The 17,001-nt window shown below is 43.0% G+C and carries 10 protein-coding genes; 4 read left to right on the top strand and 6 right to left on the bottom strand.

The window, feature by feature from the left end; translation table 11 throughout:
• Positions 1–342: 342 nt before the first annotated feature.
• Both nadA and IPM34_03605 read right to left on the bottom strand, forming a co-directional pair.
• Positions 343–1,353: a quinolinate synthase NadA gene (gene nadA / locus IPM34_03610; GenBank protein ID MBK8954630.1), complete on the bottom strand. Its 1,011-nt coding sequence runs from the start codon at positions 1,351–1,353 to the stop codon at positions 343–345.
• 2 nt (positions 1,354–1,355) lie between these two features.
• Positions 1,356–2,882, bottom strand: a complete 1,527-nt coding sequence (locus IPM34_03605; protein MBK8954629.1) for a 2,3-bisphosphoglycerate-independent phosphoglycerate mutase — start codon at positions 2,880–2,882, stop codon at positions 1,356–1,358.
• Between the two features lie 160 nt (positions 2,883–3,042).
• On the opposite strand from IPM34_03605, the gene IPM34_03600 reads away from it, so the two are divergent.
• The 3 genes from IPM34_03600 to IPM34_03590 all read left to right on the top strand — a co-directional run bounded on the left by IPM34_03600 (position 3,043) and on the right by IPM34_03590 (position 4,853).
• Positions 3,043–3,426 carry a DUF4783 domain-containing protein gene (locus IPM34_03600; protein ID MBK8954628.1) on the top strand — a complete coding sequence of 128 codons (384 nt, stop codon included), beginning with the start codon at positions 3,043–3,045 and terminating at the stop codon, positions 3,424–3,426.
• 136 nt (positions 3,427–3,562) lie between these two features.
• Positions 3,563–3,982, top strand: coding sequence for an OsmC family peroxiredoxin (locus IPM34_03595; protein MBK8954627.1), 420 nt, complete (start codon positions 3,563–3,565; stop codon positions 3,980–3,982).
• Between the two features lie 217 nt (positions 3,983–4,199).
• A complete protein-coding gene (locus IPM34_03590) occupies positions 4,200–4,853 on the top strand; it encodes an SDR family NAD(P)-dependent oxidoreductase (GenBank protein MBK8954626.1) in 654 nt (217 codons plus the stop codon).
• A gap of 686 nt (positions 4,854–5,539) precedes the next feature.
• On the opposite strand, the gene IPM34_03585 is transcribed toward IPM34_03590, so the two are convergent.
• The 3 genes from IPM34_03585 to IPM34_03575 form a co-directional block, all read right to left on the bottom strand.
• Positions 5,540–8,326, bottom strand: a complete 2,787-nt coding sequence (locus IPM34_03585) for an insulinase family protein (protein MBK8954625.1) — start codon at positions 8,324–8,326, stop codon at positions 5,540–5,542.
• A gap of 68 nt (positions 8,327–8,394) precedes the next feature.
• Entirely contained in the window at positions 8,395–9,195 is an 801-nt protein-coding gene (locus IPM34_03580) for a TIGR02757 family protein (GenBank protein MBK8954624.1), read from the bottom strand.
• A 334-nt stretch (positions 9,196–9,529) separates the two neighbouring features.
• On the bottom strand, positions 9,530–12,970 hold the full coding sequence (locus tag IPM34_03575) for a T9SS type A sorting domain-containing protein (GenBank protein ID MBK8954623.1): 3,441 nt from the start codon (positions 12,968–12,970) through the stop codon (positions 9,530–9,532).
• Positions 12,971–13,250: 280 nt separating this feature from the next.
• Between IPM34_03575 and IPM34_03570 the strand changes: the two genes are divergently transcribed.
• The gene (locus IPM34_03570) at positions 13,251–13,448 is read left to right on the top strand and encodes a hypothetical protein (protein ID MBK8954622.1); all 198 of its coding nucleotides are present in this window, start codon (positions 13,251–13,253) and stop codon (positions 13,446–13,448) included.
• A gap of 1,694 nt (positions 13,449–15,142) precedes the next feature.
• Here IPM34_03570 and IPM34_03565 read toward each other — a convergent pair.
• Positions 15,143–16,933, bottom strand: coding sequence for an aminopeptidase P family protein (locus IPM34_03565; GenBank protein ID MBK8954621.1), 1,791 nt, complete (start codon positions 16,931–16,933; stop codon positions 15,143–15,145).
• Between the last annotated feature and the right edge of the window lie 68 nt (positions 16,934–17,001).

The following is a 17,001-nucleotide window of genomic DNA, read 5'->3' as shown; positions in this document are numbered from 1 at the left end:
AAAGCGAAAAGCTTGAAGCGAAAAGCCTAAAGCGAAAAGCTTGAAGCGAAGAATTTGCATTCTAAATTCAAACTAACTAGTGTTAGTTTAAACAACCTCTTTCCAACCCTTACCAAAACTAACAACTAACATCTATCAACTAACAACTAAAACTGATCCCGACATTCTGGACTGCCAACTGCCAACTCCCTACTGCCAACTTCCTCCCTACTGCCAACTGCCAACTCCCTACTGCCAACTTCCTCCCTACTACCAACTGCCAACTTCTCCCTACTGCCAACTTCCCCCAACTGCCAACTGCCAACTCCCTACTGCCAACTTCTCCCTACTGCCAACTTCCCCCTACCCCAACCCCGCTACTGCGGAGATCTCGAGCATTCTGTCGATGCTGGCTTTGGCTTTGCGAATGACCTCATCCGGTAAGATGATTTCGGGTTGTTCGTACTTCATACACAAATAGAGTTTTTCGAGGGTATTGCGTTTCATGTGCGGACATTCGTTGCAGGCACAGTTGTTGTTGGGAGGTGCCGGGATAAATGTTTTGTCGGGACATTTTAGTTGCATTTGGTGGAGGATGCCGCTTTCTGTTGCTACGATAAAGGATTGGGCCGGATTCGTTTGTACAAATTTTAATAAACCGCTGGTCGAACCGATGTATTCTGCGAGTTGTAAAACGGCTTCTTCGCATTCAGGGTGTGCGATGATGATGGCTTCCGGATGTTGTACTTTCAGTTTGGTGATTTTTTCTCTGGAAAAAATTTCGTGCACCATGCAGGCACCGTCCCATTTCACCAGTTTTCTGCCGGTCTTTTTTTCGAGATAGGCACCAAGATTTTTATCGGGGGCAAAGACGATCCCTTTGTCTCGTGGGATGGAGTTGATAATATGCACGGCATTGGAAGAAGTACAGCAGATATCGGTAAGCGTTTTCAGATCTGCCGTGCAGTTTACGTATGAAACGACCACGTGATCCGGATAATTTTCCTTAAATTTTTTGAACAGCGGTGCCGGACACGAATCGGATAATGAGCAGCCTGCTTTGAGATCAGGTACGACCACTTTTTTTTGTGGCGATAAGATCTTGGCCGTTTCTGCCATAAAGTGCACTCCGGCAAAAGCAATCATGTCAGCTTTGGTTCGTGCGGCTTCCTGCGAAAGTTGCAAACTGTCTCCAACAAAATCGGCAAGATCCTGAATTTCAGAATCCTGGTAATAATGCGCCAGGATGACGGCATTCTTCTCCTTTTTTAATTTTTGAATTTCCGCTTCGAAATCCAGACCAGGATCGAGTTCGATATCGAGAAATCCATGATCCAGCAAGTCCTTTTTGTTGAACGTCATTCCAGTATTCATGCTTATTCCATTTCTGTCAAAAGAGATTCTCCTGTCATCTCTACCGGCACTGGCAATTCCATTAATTTCAAAAGCGTCGGTGCAATGTCGGCAAGTTTTCCATCTTTTAAATTACACTGCTTGTCATTCGAAACCAAAATGCAGGGAACGGGATTCATCGTATGTGCCGTATTCGGACTTCCATCCTCATTGATCATGTAATCTGCATTTCCGTGATCTGCAAGGATGATGAAATTGTAATTTTTTTCTTTTCCCTTTTCAACAATTTTCTCCAGGCAATGATCGACAGTCTCTGCTGCTTTCATTGCTGCTTCAAAAACACCGGTATGCCCTACCATATCCGTATTTGCAAAATTCAGGCAAATAAAATCAGGATCTTCTTTGGCCCATAAATTCATGAGTGCCTGACAAACTTCATTTGCACTCATCTCGGGTTGAAGATCGTAAGTTGCCACCTTGGGCGAGGGTATTAATATCCGTTTCTCTCCAGTGAAAACTTTCTCCCTGCCCCCCGAAAAAAAATAACTCACGTGAGGATACTTTTCGGTTTCGGCAATACGCAATTGACTTAATCCATATCTCGCCAGGCATTCGCCCAGAGTGAATTGCAAATTTTCAGCTTCAAACAATACGCGTATATTTTTAAAACTCGAATCGTATCTGGTCATGGTGAGAAAATACAAAGGCAGCGGTTCCATGGTATAAGGAGCATTCTCAATTTTTTGGCTCAACACCTGTGTCAGCTGTCTCAGACGATCTGTTCTGAAATTAAAGCAAAAAACGGCATCATCCGGTTGGATGAGACCTTGATTGGGATCTCCTATTTTACAGGCTTCTACAAATTCATCGGTAACACCCTCGCGATAACTTTTTTCCAAAGCCACTGTAGTCGATGAATACAATTTTCCTTTTCCAGAAACGAATAACTCATATGCTTTCTCAATGCGTTCCCATCGTTTATCGCGGTCCATAGCATAATACCTGCCAATCAGGGACGCAATTTGAGTATTTTTTCCATCCAGGAATTTTTCTAATTCACGGATCTGCTCTAATCCACTTTCCGGATCGGTATCTCTCCCATCCGTAATTACATGAAGGAAAATTTTCTGTAAACCAGCCTGTTCCAATTTTTCGATGAGTTGGCAGAGGTGACGGAAGTGGCTGTGTACGCCGCCGTCTGAAACCAGGCCAATCAAGTGACAGGGTTTGTCTGATTGACGACAGTATTCAACCAGGTTATTGAACTCTGGAAATTCATTTAAGCGATTCTCTTCGAAAATTTTATCAATTCGCGTCAGATCCTGGTAAACGATCCGGCCTGCCCCCAGATTCAAATGGCCGACCTCAGAATTTCCCATTTGTCCGGATGGTAAACCCACCTGTTCGCCATAAGTGACCAACCTGCTGTTTGGGCAATCTGTCATGAGTTTGTCGAAATAGGGCGTACGAGCCTGAAAAACGGCATCTGAGGAAGGTTTTTGTCCAATTCCCCATCCATCCAGTACGATTAAAAAGGCTTTTTTATTCACAAAATGATAAGCTTGTTAAAAACTCAAAGTTGCTACGAATTTTTGAATACCACATGTTAAAGAATTCTTGGCCGGAGCTGTTCCGTTTTAGATCAAATTAACATAACTTTAAGCCGGAATTGAAATGTTTACATCAGTTTCAGCGTATTAAAAATAAAACATGAGATACTCTATGATGGTTTTGTTGACTTTTTGTGGATTGGCTGTCCAGTCTCAGGGATTCAACACTTTTCTGGATCACATGCGAAAATCCGATATGGCGGCTATGTCAGAGCTTATGGATCAACGCATGCAATATTGTTTCAACGACCAAATTGAGATTGCCGACAAATCTGTAGTGATCAAAGCCCTGAAAGCATTTCTCGACAGAAATGCACCAAAATCAATTCAACCGGTACACAAAGGGAATGCCAAAGGGGAGGATTCCAGTTTTTCAATTGCGCAGATGGATGCACAAAATGGCAGAAAATACCGAATCTATCTATATGGCGAATTGGTTCAAAATAAGTTTTTGATCAAGGAATTGCGCATCGATCCGCTTTAGCATGAATTAACCCGGTATTCCTGTTATTATTTCTTCTTGTGATTCAAGTTCCTCCAGATTAAACCATTTTTACTGTAAGCTGTTCGTCCTGTATCAAGTTGCTTATTTATTTTGAACACAAACAAAAATCATCCTCATGCAAATTAAAAGAACAGCTACTGCCGATTGGAACGGCACCGGAAAAGAAGGGACTGGTCGTTTAAGTACACAAAGCGGAGTCTTGTGCGATACAGAATATTCATATCCTACCCGATTTGAAGATAAACCGGGAACCAATCCCGAAGAATTGATTGGAGCTGCACACGCTGGTTGCTTCTCGATGAAACTTGCCTTTGTCATGAATGCAGGTGGATTCACTGCCGATCACATCCATACCACAGCAACCGTAGTGCTTGAGAATGGCGCAATTCCGGTGATCATGTTGCATACCAAAGTAAAAGCAAATGGACTCACCGCAGAGTTATTGCATGAATTTACAGCGAATGCTAAAGCAAACTGTCCCGTATCCAAGCTGTTGAATGCGGAAGTCATGTTAACTGCAGAGCTTTTGGATTAAGATTCAAAAGAATAGATCCCGATAGAAATAAATTTGGTTCGCAGGTTTAAGCTGCTACCCTGATAGAATCTGGATCCAGTTCAAAATAACTTACAGTATGGACAGAAAGTTATTCGTGTAGGTCAACCCATAAGATGCATTCCATACAATTGATTTTGCGGTAGGTTGATCATGAAGGCAAGTGTGTCCAATTAAGCTATTTTAATAAAAAATTAAAATGAAAAAAGCGATCATCATTGGCGCCGGTCATGGAATCGGACAAGCCGTTGCACTGCGATTTGGAAAAGAAGGCTTTCATATCTCTTTGATTGCACGTACGGAAAATAAATTAGAAGTATTGGCCGGGGCTTTACAAGCCGAAAATATCACTGCTGATTATTTTATGGCCGATGTGAGCGACGAAGCAGGATTAAAAATTGCCATAACCGATTGCATTCAAAAAAATGGCTTCCCGGATTTGGTATTATTCAATGCTTCAGCCATCCATGTCCAGGATGTGTTGGAAGAAAGTTGGAAGAATATTCAATCTTGTTTTGCAATCAGCACCGGTGGTGCATTTCAAACTGCACAATTCTTCCTCCCGGCAATGTTAAAAAGCAATACCGGAAAATTATTCTTTACCGGAGGTGGCACTGCTCTCCAAGGGGCACCCATGTTTGTTTCTCTGAGCATCGGTAAAGCCGGAATGCGCAATCTGGTGCAGGCACTTGTTGAGAGGGCCAAGAATTCGCAAGTCCATATTGCACAACTTACCGTTTGTGGAAAAGTGGATGTTGCCGATGCGAAGTATAGTCCGGCCTTAATCGCCGAAGAATACTGGAAGCTGTACCAGCAAGTACCCGGGAATTATCAACATGAGGTGGTGTATTGAAATTGGGATTATCCCAATTCATGCAATGGAATCCAGTTTTTTAGCTTAAAGTAATAAGCGAAAAGCTTTGTTTAGGGTTTTTGTAAATCACCTTTCTATTGCAATAGATTGGAAATTATATATTGATAATCAACAATATATAGTATATTTTCAATTCTAATGCAGAGATTGGGATTATTTAGTATTGTAATGAATTTTTAACTAACGTTTGTTAGTTTTTTTTAGTTCTTGTGTGTAGATTCCGTTCGGAAACTAAGTACTCACATCACACCAGCGTATTCGAAAGACTACGCCTGGCTGGAGACTGCGCTGAGCAGGTTTTGTTTTGAACCAGGAATTCATGATTTTCATTTTTTCAAAAATATCTAACAATCGTTAGTAATTCTATTATTTAAGGACACGATGACTTTATATTCTCTCCGTTGTTTCGCCTCATCCCCAACCCCCTGCCTGATCGGCAGACAGGTTCTCCACAAACGTGGAGAAGGGAGCGATTCCGTTACCCAATATATTTTTTTCTACGATTCCCCTCTCCATCAGAAGAGGGTCAGGGGTGAGATAAGAAAAGCTTAAATGGCAATGATTCACTGAAGATAAAAATACATTTCATTAAAAAAAAAGCCCAAAGCTATGATATCACACGGCTTTAGGCTTTAGGCTTTATGCATTTAGCTTCCTGACTTTCCCTATGGTTTGCTCAACTTATTCGCAAAATCACCTCCTTTGAAGTAGCTGATTTTATTGATGTCGATGTGCTTATTCAAAGCGGTATGGATCTGTTGAGGAGTCAATTGAGAAATCTTTTGCTCCATTTCTTCGGAAAATTTAAATGTCCGATTGATATTAAGCATAGAATTCAATTGACCAGAAAGTTGGTTGTCCTGTGAACGGGAAACTTTTCGCGACTGAAGTAAGCCAGATCTTGCATCGTCGACTTCCTGCTGGGTAAATCCATCTTTCAACATCCGGGCAATTTCTTCTTTAAATGCAGTTTCCAGTTTATCTCTGTTTTCCGGTGCATAAATAGCATAAGCCATAAAGCCTCCCGATTTATCCTGAGCATCTGCAAAAAGTTGGGAGCCTACTCCATAACTCAAACCCTCTTTTTGGCGAATACGCGTTGCCAGGCGACTGTTTAAAAATCCGCCACCAAGAATGTAATTGCCTAAAACAAGTGCCGGATAATCCGGATCGTCATCCCGGATGTTTAAATTCATTCCGGCCAAAAACATGGCATTGGCTTTATCTGGTGTTTCTATATTCTGGTTGGTTGCCGGAACTTCCAGGTAATTGTCTGCAATACGCTTGTATGGATTTTTACTTTTCCAATTCGCCAATCCTTCCGTAACAACTTTTTTCACTTCATTTTCATCAAAATCACCCACCACCGAGAAACTGGAATGATCCGCACCATAAAAGTCCTGATAAAACATTTTTAAGTCTTCTATTTTAACCGCTTTGATATCTTCCATTTCTTCCTCCATAGTTTTGACATATCGCACATCGCCTTTTGGGTATGGATTTAAATGACGCTGAACAGCATTAGAGACCAATGCCTGAGGATCTGAACGCTGCTCTTCAATGCCAGCAAGTTCCTCGTTTTTCATCTCTTCAAATTCTTTTTCATTAAAAACCGGTTGCCTGAATATTTCTGTAACCAGTTGAAGGGCGGCAGGAAGATTTTCTCGCGTAGTCTGGATGTTTGCACTCACCGATCCGCCACTACCAAAGAAATTCACCCTGGCTTTTAGTTTGTCAAATTGATCTTTGATTTCCTGCCAGGATTTTGTTGTGGTTCCGCGATTCAGCATCCGGGCTGTAAATTCACTGATCGTAGCTTTTCCTTTTAAGGAGTTTTCATCTCCAAAACGAAGGGTCATATTTGCATTTACGAGATTGCCTTTGGTTTTTTTCTGAAGAAAAGCATACTTTAATCCCTGTGCTTCAACTCCGCGTTTGGTGCGTTGTTCGATATTGGCACAGGAAGGATCAAACTCTTCTCCCTGAGCAAGGGCCTGATCTCCTTTGTAGTTCTTTACCAGTGCTGCTACATTAGGTGCTTTTGGGATTTCTGCCCGATCTGGTTTTTCTTCCGGTATAAATAAACCAGAAGTTCTGTTTGCCGGTTTGAAATAACTCAAGGCAACGCGCTGAACATCTTCAGGAGTTACCTTTCTGATGTTGTCGCGATATATAAATGCCAATCGCCAATCACCCATACCGATGTATTCGCTGATGGTACGACCCACAAATTCCGTATTTCTCGTAAAGAGTTCGATATCTTTAATTTGTTTATTCCTGGCTCGCTCAACTTCTTCTTTTGTAGGAGGATTTTTTGCAATATCATCCAACGTAGCCATCATGAGATCTCTGACTTCGTGGACGTTATTTTCTTTGCGAACCTGCGCTCCGAAATAAACGAATCCGGGTTCTTTTAAAGTTGCACACCAACCAAACTGACTGGAAGCTTTTTTAGTTTCAACCAGCGCCTTGTACAATCTGCCCGATGGCTCCATCGTCATGACATCCACAAGTATATCCGCTGCTGCGGCATCCGGATGTGAACCCGGAGGAATGTGGTACATACATGAAACGACTTGCACGTCGCCGACTCTTTTGAGCGTAACATGGCGTTCGCCATCCTGTGTAGGTTCGGCAGTATAAGTTTCAATCAGTTCTCGTTTCGGTTTGGGAATTTTGGAGAAGAATTCATGAACCCACCACACCGTTTTCTTTTCGTCTATTTTCCCTGCAACCATCAGAACCGCATTGTCTGGTTGATAATACTTCCGATAAAATGCCTGCAATCTTTCAATGGGAACATTTTCAATATCTGCACGGGCACCGATGGTGGATTTTCCGTAATTATGCCACAAGTAAGCCGTAGATAAGACGCGCTCCATGAGGATTCCAGAAGGATCGTTTTCTCCGGACTCGAATTCATTTCTGACCACCGTCATTTCCGAATCGAGGTGTTTTTTTGCAATAAAAGAATTCACCATCCTGTCCGCTTCCAGATCCAAGGCCCAACGCAAATTTTCATCCGTAGCGGAAAAGGTTTCGAAATAATTGGTGCGGTCATACCAGGTTGTGCCATTGGGTCTGGCGCCGTGTTTGGTCAATTCATTCGGAATATCGGGATGCCTGGGCGTCCCTTTAAATACCAGGTGTTCGAGTAAATGTGCCATTCCGGTTTCACCATAACCTTCATGTCTGGATCCGACTTTATAAGTGATGTTTACGGTAATCGTTTGCTTGGATGGATCCGGGAACAATAAAAATTGCAATCCGTTCGGGAGAAAATATTCTGTAATGCCTTCCACTGTGGCACCCTTGGTGACCCCTGGAGGAAGATTGTTGTAATCGATCGCGGTTGCCGCGGGTTTTGCTTTTTTTCCTGATTTTGATTTTTGGGCATCAGCCTGAAACGGCAGCAGGAAAACAATCAAAATGTAAAAGACTAATTTGTACATAATTTAAAATTTGAGATTTTATTAAATCGCTTGCAAAGGTATTTTATTTTGTACGAAATTCTTCGTAGTTAAATGTTAAAGTTTGGTTTTTGTTCCAATCCAAGGCCGAAAAGCGCAAAGTCGTAACATGCGGGGTCGCTGGGGTTGAGTGTCCTGCAATGGGCACTTAATTCGAGAACGGCCTTCCAGTCTGCCTGCTTACGGCTTAATAGGCCAAGTTTCCGGGCAGATTGTTCCACATGAACGTCCAAAGGCAACAACAATTGTGCGGGTGAAATGTTTGACCAGATTCCAAAATCTACTCCTGCCTTATCCCTACGCACCATCCATCGCAAAAACATCAATAAGCGCTTACAACGGGATCCCGTTTCAGGAGAAGCGATGTGTTTTAATGTTCGTCCGGCATGTGGAACGCGATTTCTGAAATCGGCTTTGAAATGCACGAGGGCCGGTCCGACGTGCAATTCAGTTTTTTGCAATCCCTTCGAAAATGCGGTTTCAAGCGAATCGTTTTCCCGATAATAATGCTGAAAATATTCCAAAAAGCAGATGGCATCTTCGCCGTTAAATGTGCGATGCTTAAATTTTAAAAATTTTTTGCGGTCTGTCTCCTGATGCTGCAACACAAATTGGTGCGGACAGCCATCCATCCATTCCATCAATTGGGATGCATTCTGCAAAATCGTTTTGCGCTGTCCCCAGGCTATCAAAGCGGTCCATAAAGCACTGATCTCGATGTCTTGTTTATTCGTAAATCGGTGAGGTATGGAAATGGGATCGTCTGCGATGAAGCCGGGTTGGTTGAATCGCTCAACAAGTGCGTCGAGATAAGTTTTGAGATCCGGATTTGATGGGCTTTTTGTGAGCATTTGTGTGGAAGATGCTGTATGTTTATGAGATCAAATGTAGGCTGTTTTGAAGCGTGGCGGGATTGAATTCTAAATTCCATTTTCACATCGGATACCGAGCTTGCTTGTCTGTTGCGGGCAGGTCCGATCACTGAAGAGGATCCCGATGCATTCCATTCATTTCATAAAAAAAATCATTATGAACGGGATGCATACTCTTCTGAGCCGATCACTGCATTCAAATTTGATTATTTTTAGACTTTAACTTTACGGATTGTAGCGAAAATTTCTATCACCCGGTAATCGTTCAAAGCATAGAATGCACTATACCTTTTAAAAAAAAAATTTTCGAAAATTATTTACCCATAGCCATTTTCTTATAGAATATTTTGCCGCTTGCATCCCTTAATTCCAAACTATAAATTCCCTGCAACAATTTTTCGACGCTGATGATGTGAACGTCTTCATTTGATGGCCATGTACCCGAAATTATTTTTCGTCCATGGAGATCGATGATGGACCAATCTTGCACAACGATCCCTTTCACTTCAATGCGCAAACGATCCTTTGCCGGATTGGGATAAATACTTATTTCTTCGTTTGAATGGATTGGATCTCCAACACCAGTCACCCGGGGTACTTCAAACTCAGATAAAGTTTTACATCCTTTGCTGTCGTCAATCCATACTTTATAAGGACCCGGTGCGAGATTAAAAATCTCAGAAACTCTCTCGCCATTGCTCCACAAATAGGTATAAGGTCTGGTACCGCCGGTCACTTCTGCCTTGGCGCTTCCATCGTTGCCGGTACTCCCTTTTACATCCACTTGCACAAACAACAATTCAGGAGATTTCACTTCCAGTATGTGTATCGATTGACATGCATTTGCATCGCGCACGAAGGCCGTGTAGATACCGGCACTTACATCCAACAGGTCTTTGGTATTGGCACCGGTGTTCCAAAAAACCGTAAAGGGCGCAGTGCCCGATGTAAAATCCAAAAAGATTCTTCCGTTTTGATCTCCAAAACAATCCACGTCAAAAATCAAAGGGACGACTTTTACCGAATCCAGATTGATCAATTCTACTTCTTTACGAATTGTACATCCGGCTGAATCGGTGGCTTCCACTTCGTACTTTCCGCTTGGCAGCGCTGTATTGATGGCCGTTTCCTTTCCATCCGACCAGCGATAATTGTAGAACATTCCACTTCCACCGGAGGCTATGGCTTCAATTTGCCCGCCTTTCTCCGGACAATCGGGACTAACGAACGTTTGTAAGTTGAGTGGCGGATTGACCCGGATGTTCACTTCATGTGTACTGTCGCATCCATTGGCAGCTGTAAAATGAAAGCGTTCGATGGCATCGGTGGTGTAGGATAAATTCATGAAACTGTCTGCATAACACAGATACAGATTTTCCTGGCTGAATGCATTGGGCCGGAGGATCAGTTCCGTGGAGAGAATGCTATCGCATCCGTTGCCGGACATCAAGGTGTCGATGTAGTTACCCGAAATGGAATACGTCTTTTTACCTACGATTAAACTGTCGCCATCACAAATGGAAACCGTCTGATTGTAATTTGCCGGATAATGATAAAACCGGACGGATCCCTTACTCTTTTTATTCCCGCGACTTACTTCCAGACTATAAAATCCCGTATCGCGAACCGTCAATTGCCGCGTCGTGTCGCCGGTCGACCATTTGTATTTTCCATTCCTTATTCCGGGGTCTAAGGTCAGTGTTTGCCCTTCGCACAAAGGTCTTTCACACGGAGGTATGGAATCGCTGCGCCTCCATTGGATTTTAATACTAAAATCAACCGTGCCATCAACACCTGCATCGGGTCTGTTGTCGTTGGTGATGAAATGCCAGGTTCCCGCAGGATTAAAATTTCCCAAAATCCTGGAATAGGTTTTCACGCCCTGAAATCCCGCAGGTTCAACGGCATTGGGATTGAAACGCGTATTGGCGATCGCCGTATGTACCGGACCATTATACGCAGCGGTGACATCGCGGGTCCACGAAGTTCCCATCGGACGCACCGTCATATCGAGGACCACCAATACATCGCGGGCCCATGACGGAACCTTCGCATATAAACTATCGGGAACCAGGAGGCTGTCTCTTCGCGTTCCAAAATCGGCAACCATATTCAAACCGACCTGTACCGAGTCTCTTTCACCCTTCATCACCGGACAGCCGAGGTTGACCAGAAAATCTGAAATTTCAAGCGAATCGCTGGCTGAGTATTCCGTACACTTATTTGAAATCGCTGCTTTGTAAATACCGCTGTACTTCACCGTCAAAACCGAATCTTTCGGAGTGGACATTAAATAATCGTAGTGAAACCAATCGTATTCGTATTGGGCATTGGAAGGCCTGGCTTTTAACTGAATGACATCATCTTCGAAATATGGACCAGCGATCGTTGGAGTTATCACGGGTGTAAAACTTGCAGCAACACAAGATCTGGTTTGTGCAGCGATCCGGATCACTTCACCCGGTTCCGCACCAAATCCTTTGCTGAAATTGATTCCATAACCCGTGAGATGACAATAACTCATGATGGTTCCACCGCCATTCGGAGGAGGGCCTGAAGAACAACCGTTGTTTTCCGGAGGCTGACAGTTATCGATGACCTGATTTCTGTTGGGGCCCCAGAAGCAGGCATGCGTATGCGGTGAACCAAAGTTATGTCCCAACTCATGCGCCATGACCTCAACACTCCACGAATAGGCCGGCAGCTGGCTGAATGAATTGTAGATATAGGCAAATGAATGCGGCCCCGAAGAACCATTATAGGACTGACATAAAGTGCCCAGAAAAGCAATGCCACCTTGCTGTTGCGGTGCGAAGGTGGTCACCAGTTGCGCGAGGTTTCCATTAAAATTATTCCTTCGGTAATTGGAGTAATGGTATAAAATGGAAGCCAGATCGGTATGCAAAAACGGATCCTGAGCATTCCATACCATGATATCGGATATTTCAATATTCACCCCGTCGTTGTAGTAGAGCGTTTTGACGACATTAAAAAGAGAGCTTACATAATTTCTGACATTGGTTACATTTCTGCCCTTATCCTGATACAGTTTATAGTCGCATTCCAAAAAAATCTTCACGGTTTTGCAGCGGTCCGCGTAAATGGAGTCAGGAGCGGCTGCAGCCATTGAAACACCTTCCTCAGCCGTTCCGCAATGAAAATCCGGTTTGACGGTTAAATCCCTATCGGCATAAAGGACGTGCAATCCTGTATTGGATTCGGAAGCAGATTCCTGAACGAGCTTACCGATCACCAGGTTTCCCGTTTTGGGGAGTGCAATGACACCTGCCACTTCACCTGCAAAAAAACTCAGGGCTGCAAAAGAGCCTTCGGCACCATCTACTACACCTCTGTAAAACAAACCATCCGTATGAAGACTTACCGGAGAGGCCCCATCTGCAGTGAGCAATTTAGATTCTTCATCAAACAAATCCTGACGTATCAATTGCAATGGATGTACCCGTCCATCGGCATCGGTTACGAACATGGAAAAGCGCATCGGAGCTTCTTTCAAAAGTGAGGCGATGTTCGCTGCATCCAATTCCAAATAAACTGCTTTTTGAACCGGATGGGGAGCAAGTGAAGCAGCTACTCCCGGTATCACGGATTTTAGTAAAGTGTATTCGGGATATTGGCTATTGGACGATTGTGAAAGCCTGTACTCTTCCCAAAGTTGTCCCGACTGGGCATAGCCAGAAAAAAAAACGAAAAGAATAAAAATAAAATGGGTGGTGATGATACGAAATGGAATCATGAAGGCAAATTAGAAGAAGTAATTGAATATGTAAATATCGAAAAATCAGCTGAATTTTTGAATTCGGGAAAGTGGGCCTGAAGGGCCTCTCCGGAAAAATTATACCCCTTAAATCAAATAATTACACAATAAAAATAAAAATATGTATAAAAATTATCCTAAAACCAGTAAAAAAGTAGAGGAAAACACTGAAAAATAGAGTTTTTTTAAAAAAAATGTATTAAGTATTACATATTAACAAAAAAACATATATAAATTTGTTCTACTAAAACTCTCGACTATGAACGGTTGGAAAAAAATCATGTCCTTAGCAGACTCCTACAAAGCTGAAATTAAAAAGGTATTGCTCTTGAAAAATGGGATCGACGCTGTCGTTGAAAGTAAATCGATGAGAAATACACTGGCAGCTGACCTCTATGTTAAAGAAGGCCAATACGAGATTGCAAGCATCCTGCTCTTCGAGAACGAGGAGGATTAAGCGGGTCTAAAAATCCAGCTTGAAGTTCTGATTGTAGATGTACACACACATCAGGCAGAACAGGAATATAAATAAGAGGAAGAACACGAAACATCTGCCTTTGCTGCCTTTCTTAAGTTCATTAATTTCCATGTCGTTTTATTATGGGCACAAAGAAAAGGGAATTTGTGGTTTTAAGCAAAGTCCGGAACGAGAAATGTGGGGGGAGAGGAGAAAAGGCTGAAGGGCTGAAGGCTTAAGGCAACGTTCATGTCCATTCCGGGATGATTGATGTGCTTTGCAAATTCTAAAATTCTTGTTGCGTACTTATGGCACAATCCCGGATAACACCCCGTGAGAGGTTGTGATCCCGACACCAATATGTTTCCGTGTTCAGATGTCACCCCGACGGGGCTTGTGATCTCGGTTCGTAATTTTTGCTATGAAGATTTCGCCCCTAACGGGGCTTTAAATTTGGGTACTGTTATCATTTCGATATCGGTTAGTGTATTTCGTTTCGATGATTTTATGCAACAATTATTATTCTCATGCAAGAATGAAACCCCTTTGAGATGTTGATTCCGGCTCGAACGTGTTTCCGTAAAAAGATGCCGCCCCGATGGGACCTGTGATCTCGGTTCGTACTTTTTGCTATGAAGATTTCGCCCCTAACGGGGCTTTAAATTTGGGTACTGATATCATTTCGATATCGGGTAGTGTATTTCGTTTCGATGATTTTATGCAACAATTATTATTCTCATGCAAGAATGAAACCCCTTTGAGATGTTGATTGCGGCACGAAAGTGTTTCCGTAAAAAGATGCCGCCCCGATGGGGCCTGTGATCTCGGTTCGTACTTTTTGCTATGAAGATTTCGCCCCTAACGGGGCTTTAAATTTGGGTACTGTTATCATTTCGATATCGGTTAGTGTATTTCGTTTCGATGATTTTATGCAACAATTATTATTCTCATGCAAGAATGAAACCCCTTTGAGATGTTGATTCCGGCACGAAAGTGTTTCCGTAAAAAGATGCCGCCCCGATGGGGCTTGTGATCTCGGTTCGTACTTTTTGCTATGAAGATTTCGCCCCTAACGGGGCTTTAAATTTGGGTACTGATATCATTTCGATATCGGGTAGTGTATTTCGTTTCGATGATTTTATGCAACAATTATTATTCTCATGCAAGAATGAAACCCCTTTGAGATGTTGATTGCGGCACGAAAGTGTTTCCGTAAAAAGATGCCGCCCCGATGGGGTCTGTGATCTCGGTTCGTACTTTTTGCTATGAAGATTTCGCCCCTAACGGGGCTCTAAATTTGGGTACTGTTATCATTTCGATATCGGGTAGTGTATTTCGTTTCGATGATTTTATGCAACAATTATTATTCTCATGCAAGAATGAAACCCCTTTGAGATGTTGATTGCGGCACGAAAGTGTTTCCGTAAAAAGATGCCGCCCCGATGGGGCCTGTGATCTCGGTTCGTACTTTTTTGATACGTAGATTCCGCCCCTAACGGGGCTCCAAATCCCTTTTCTGATATAATTCCCGTTTGGGTTTGAAATCAAATTTTTGCTTTAGCATTGAAAACGAAAACTATAACTGAACCAAGTTCTCCCCCTTTTCCATGCCACCCATAAGCCTTTTCCCCTTCACCAAAATAAAGCTTTCGGCTTTGAGCTTTAAGCTTCAGGCTCTCCCCTTTCAAGCTCCCCTAAATCTCCTTACACTTCCCTTTCAGCCACTTTTTCTCCGCAGCATCCAGGTGTGGCGCCAAACGCTTGTAAACTTCTTTGTGGTAGGCATTCAGCCAGCTGACGCACTGCCGGTTCATCAAGGGCATGTGAATCAAATGGGTGTCAATCGGAAATAAGGTGACCGTTTCAAATTGCAGAAATCGCTGTTCATTCTGTTTTGAATGGGCCACATTCAAAACGAGATTTTCAATGCGTATGCCATAATGTCCTTCCTTGTAAAATCCCGGTTCATTCGACGTGAGCATGCCTTCGAGCATACCCGTTTGGCCGCGCTGGTTCCAGGCACTTACAAATCCCTGCGGAGGTTCGTGGACATTCATAAAATAACCCACTCCGTGTCCGGTACCGTGGGCATAATTCAGTCCCATTTTCCAAAGATGCTGACGCGCCAATACATCCAATTGAATCCCTTTGGTGCCTTCCGGAAATACCGTATCTGCCAGTGCAATATGACCCATCAGCACAGCTGTATAATGCTTTTTGAATTCGATACCGGGTTTGCTTAAAGCGATCGTTCTGGTAATATCGGTGGTTCCATCCAGATACTGGCCTCCACTATCTACAAGCAGAATACCCTTGGGTTTAATCCGGGAGGCTGTTTGAGGACTGGGTTTGTAATGGATGATGGCCCCATTGGCATTGTAACCAACGATGGCATCAAAACTTTCACCGACATAATGCGACTGTTGTGACCTAAAATGAGCGATTTGCATCGCAAAATCGTATTCGGTGACCGCTTTTTTTCTTTTCAGCGCTTTTTCCAACCACATGAAAGCCCGCAATAAAGCCACTCCGTCTTTTTCCATCACTTCTCTGATGTGATTTTGTTCGGCAGGAGATTTACAGGCTTTCATCAGCATCACCGGACTCGAGTCTTCTTTTATGGATTTTGGGTTCAGCTTCAGGCATAGTTTTGCATTCAGACTCGAAGGATCTATCTGAATTTTGGAATCTTCTGGTATGTTCGCCAGGTATGTCGCTATTTCATTGTAATGCTTGACTTGTACACCTGCTTCTTTAATTTTTAATTCAAGTTTGGAATCCAGTTTTTTATCAGGAATAAAAAGATCTGCAGAATTTTTTGAAACAACCAGATACGCCACAAATACCGGGTTGCATCGTACATCACTGCCACGCAGGTTCAATAGCCAGGCTATTTCGTCAAGTGCCGACAAAACGATATAATCTGATTTCCTTTCTTTTAGAGCGGCTTTAAGTTTTTTAAGTTTTTCTTCTCTTTTCGTTCCTGCAAATTTTAAAGTCCAATCATAAATGGGGTTCATTCCAATCTCTGGCCGATCTTCCCAAATTCCCTCGATAAGGTCACCGGTATCCTTGAGTACAATCCCATTTTCCGAAAACATGCGGTCAAAAGTCCGGATCTGGGCATAAGAAAAACACCAAAAATCGCAAGCTACCGTTTGTCCCGGTTTCATCTGATTGCAAAGCCATTCGACATATTCGGCTTGTGTTTGAACTTTCAATTTATGCAGCTCAATGCCTGTTCCAGCGAGTTCCTGTTCCGCCTGTAAAAAATAACGGGAATCCGTCCAGAGTCCGGCATGTTTTCCGGTCACAATTACCGTTGCCGCAGAGCCATTGAATCCGGAGATCCATTGGCGATGCGACCATCGATCAGGCACATATTCACTCTGGTGTGGGTCGGCTGTGGGTACTATATAGGCATCTGCCTTATGGCTTGCCATGATTGCTCTGAGGGCCGTAATTCGTGCAGCTATATGTTTCATATCTAAATTATATATTAAATATTATTATAATATGTTTGGATTTTGTCTACATTTGCCTTGCAATGTTA

It is taken from the genome of Saprospiraceae bacterium, from assembly GCA_016716185.1.
In the GTDB taxonomy this organism is placed as follows: Bacteria; Bacteroidota; Bacteroidia; order Chitinophagales; family Saprospiraceae; genus Vicinibacter.
The sequence above is the reverse complement of the archived record's forward strand: the minus strand, read 5'-3'. Positions and strand labels throughout refer to the sequence as shown.

Bases quoted from the DNA above. Each gene is read 5' to 3' on its own strand.
- nadA (MBK8954630.1), bottom strand. From the start codon at position 1,353: ATGAATACTGGAATGACGTTCAACAAAAAGGACTTGCTGGATCATGGA.
- IPM34_03600 (MBK8954628.1), top strand. From the start codon at position 3,043: ATGAGATACTCTATGATGGTTTTGTTGACTTTTTGTGGATTGGCTGTC.
- IPM34_03595 (MBK8954627.1), top strand. From the start codon at position 3,563: ATGCAAATTAAAAGAACAGCTACTGCCGATTGGAACGGCACCGGAAAA.
- IPM34_03590 (MBK8954626.1), top strand. From the start codon at position 4,200: ATGAAAAAAGCGATCATCATTGGCGCCGGTCATGGAATCGGACAAGCC.
- IPM34_03585 (MBK8954625.1), bottom strand. From the start codon at position 8,326: ATGTACAAATTAGTCTTTTACATTTTGATTGTTTTCCTGCTGCCGTTT.
- IPM34_03580 (MBK8954624.1), bottom strand. From the start codon at position 9,195: ATGCTCACAAAAAGCCCATCAAATCCGGATCTCAAAACTTATCTCGAC.
- IPM34_03575 (MBK8954623.1), bottom strand. From the start codon at position 12,970: ATGATTCCATTTCGTATCATCACCACCCATTTTATTTTTATTCTTTTC.
- IPM34_03570 (MBK8954622.1), top strand. From the start codon at position 13,251: ATGAACGGTTGGAAAAAAATCATGTCCTTAGCAGACTCCTACAAAGCT.
- IPM34_03565 (MBK8954621.1), bottom strand. From the start codon at position 16,933: ATGAAACATATAGCTGCACGAATTACGGCCCTCAGAGCAATCATGGCA.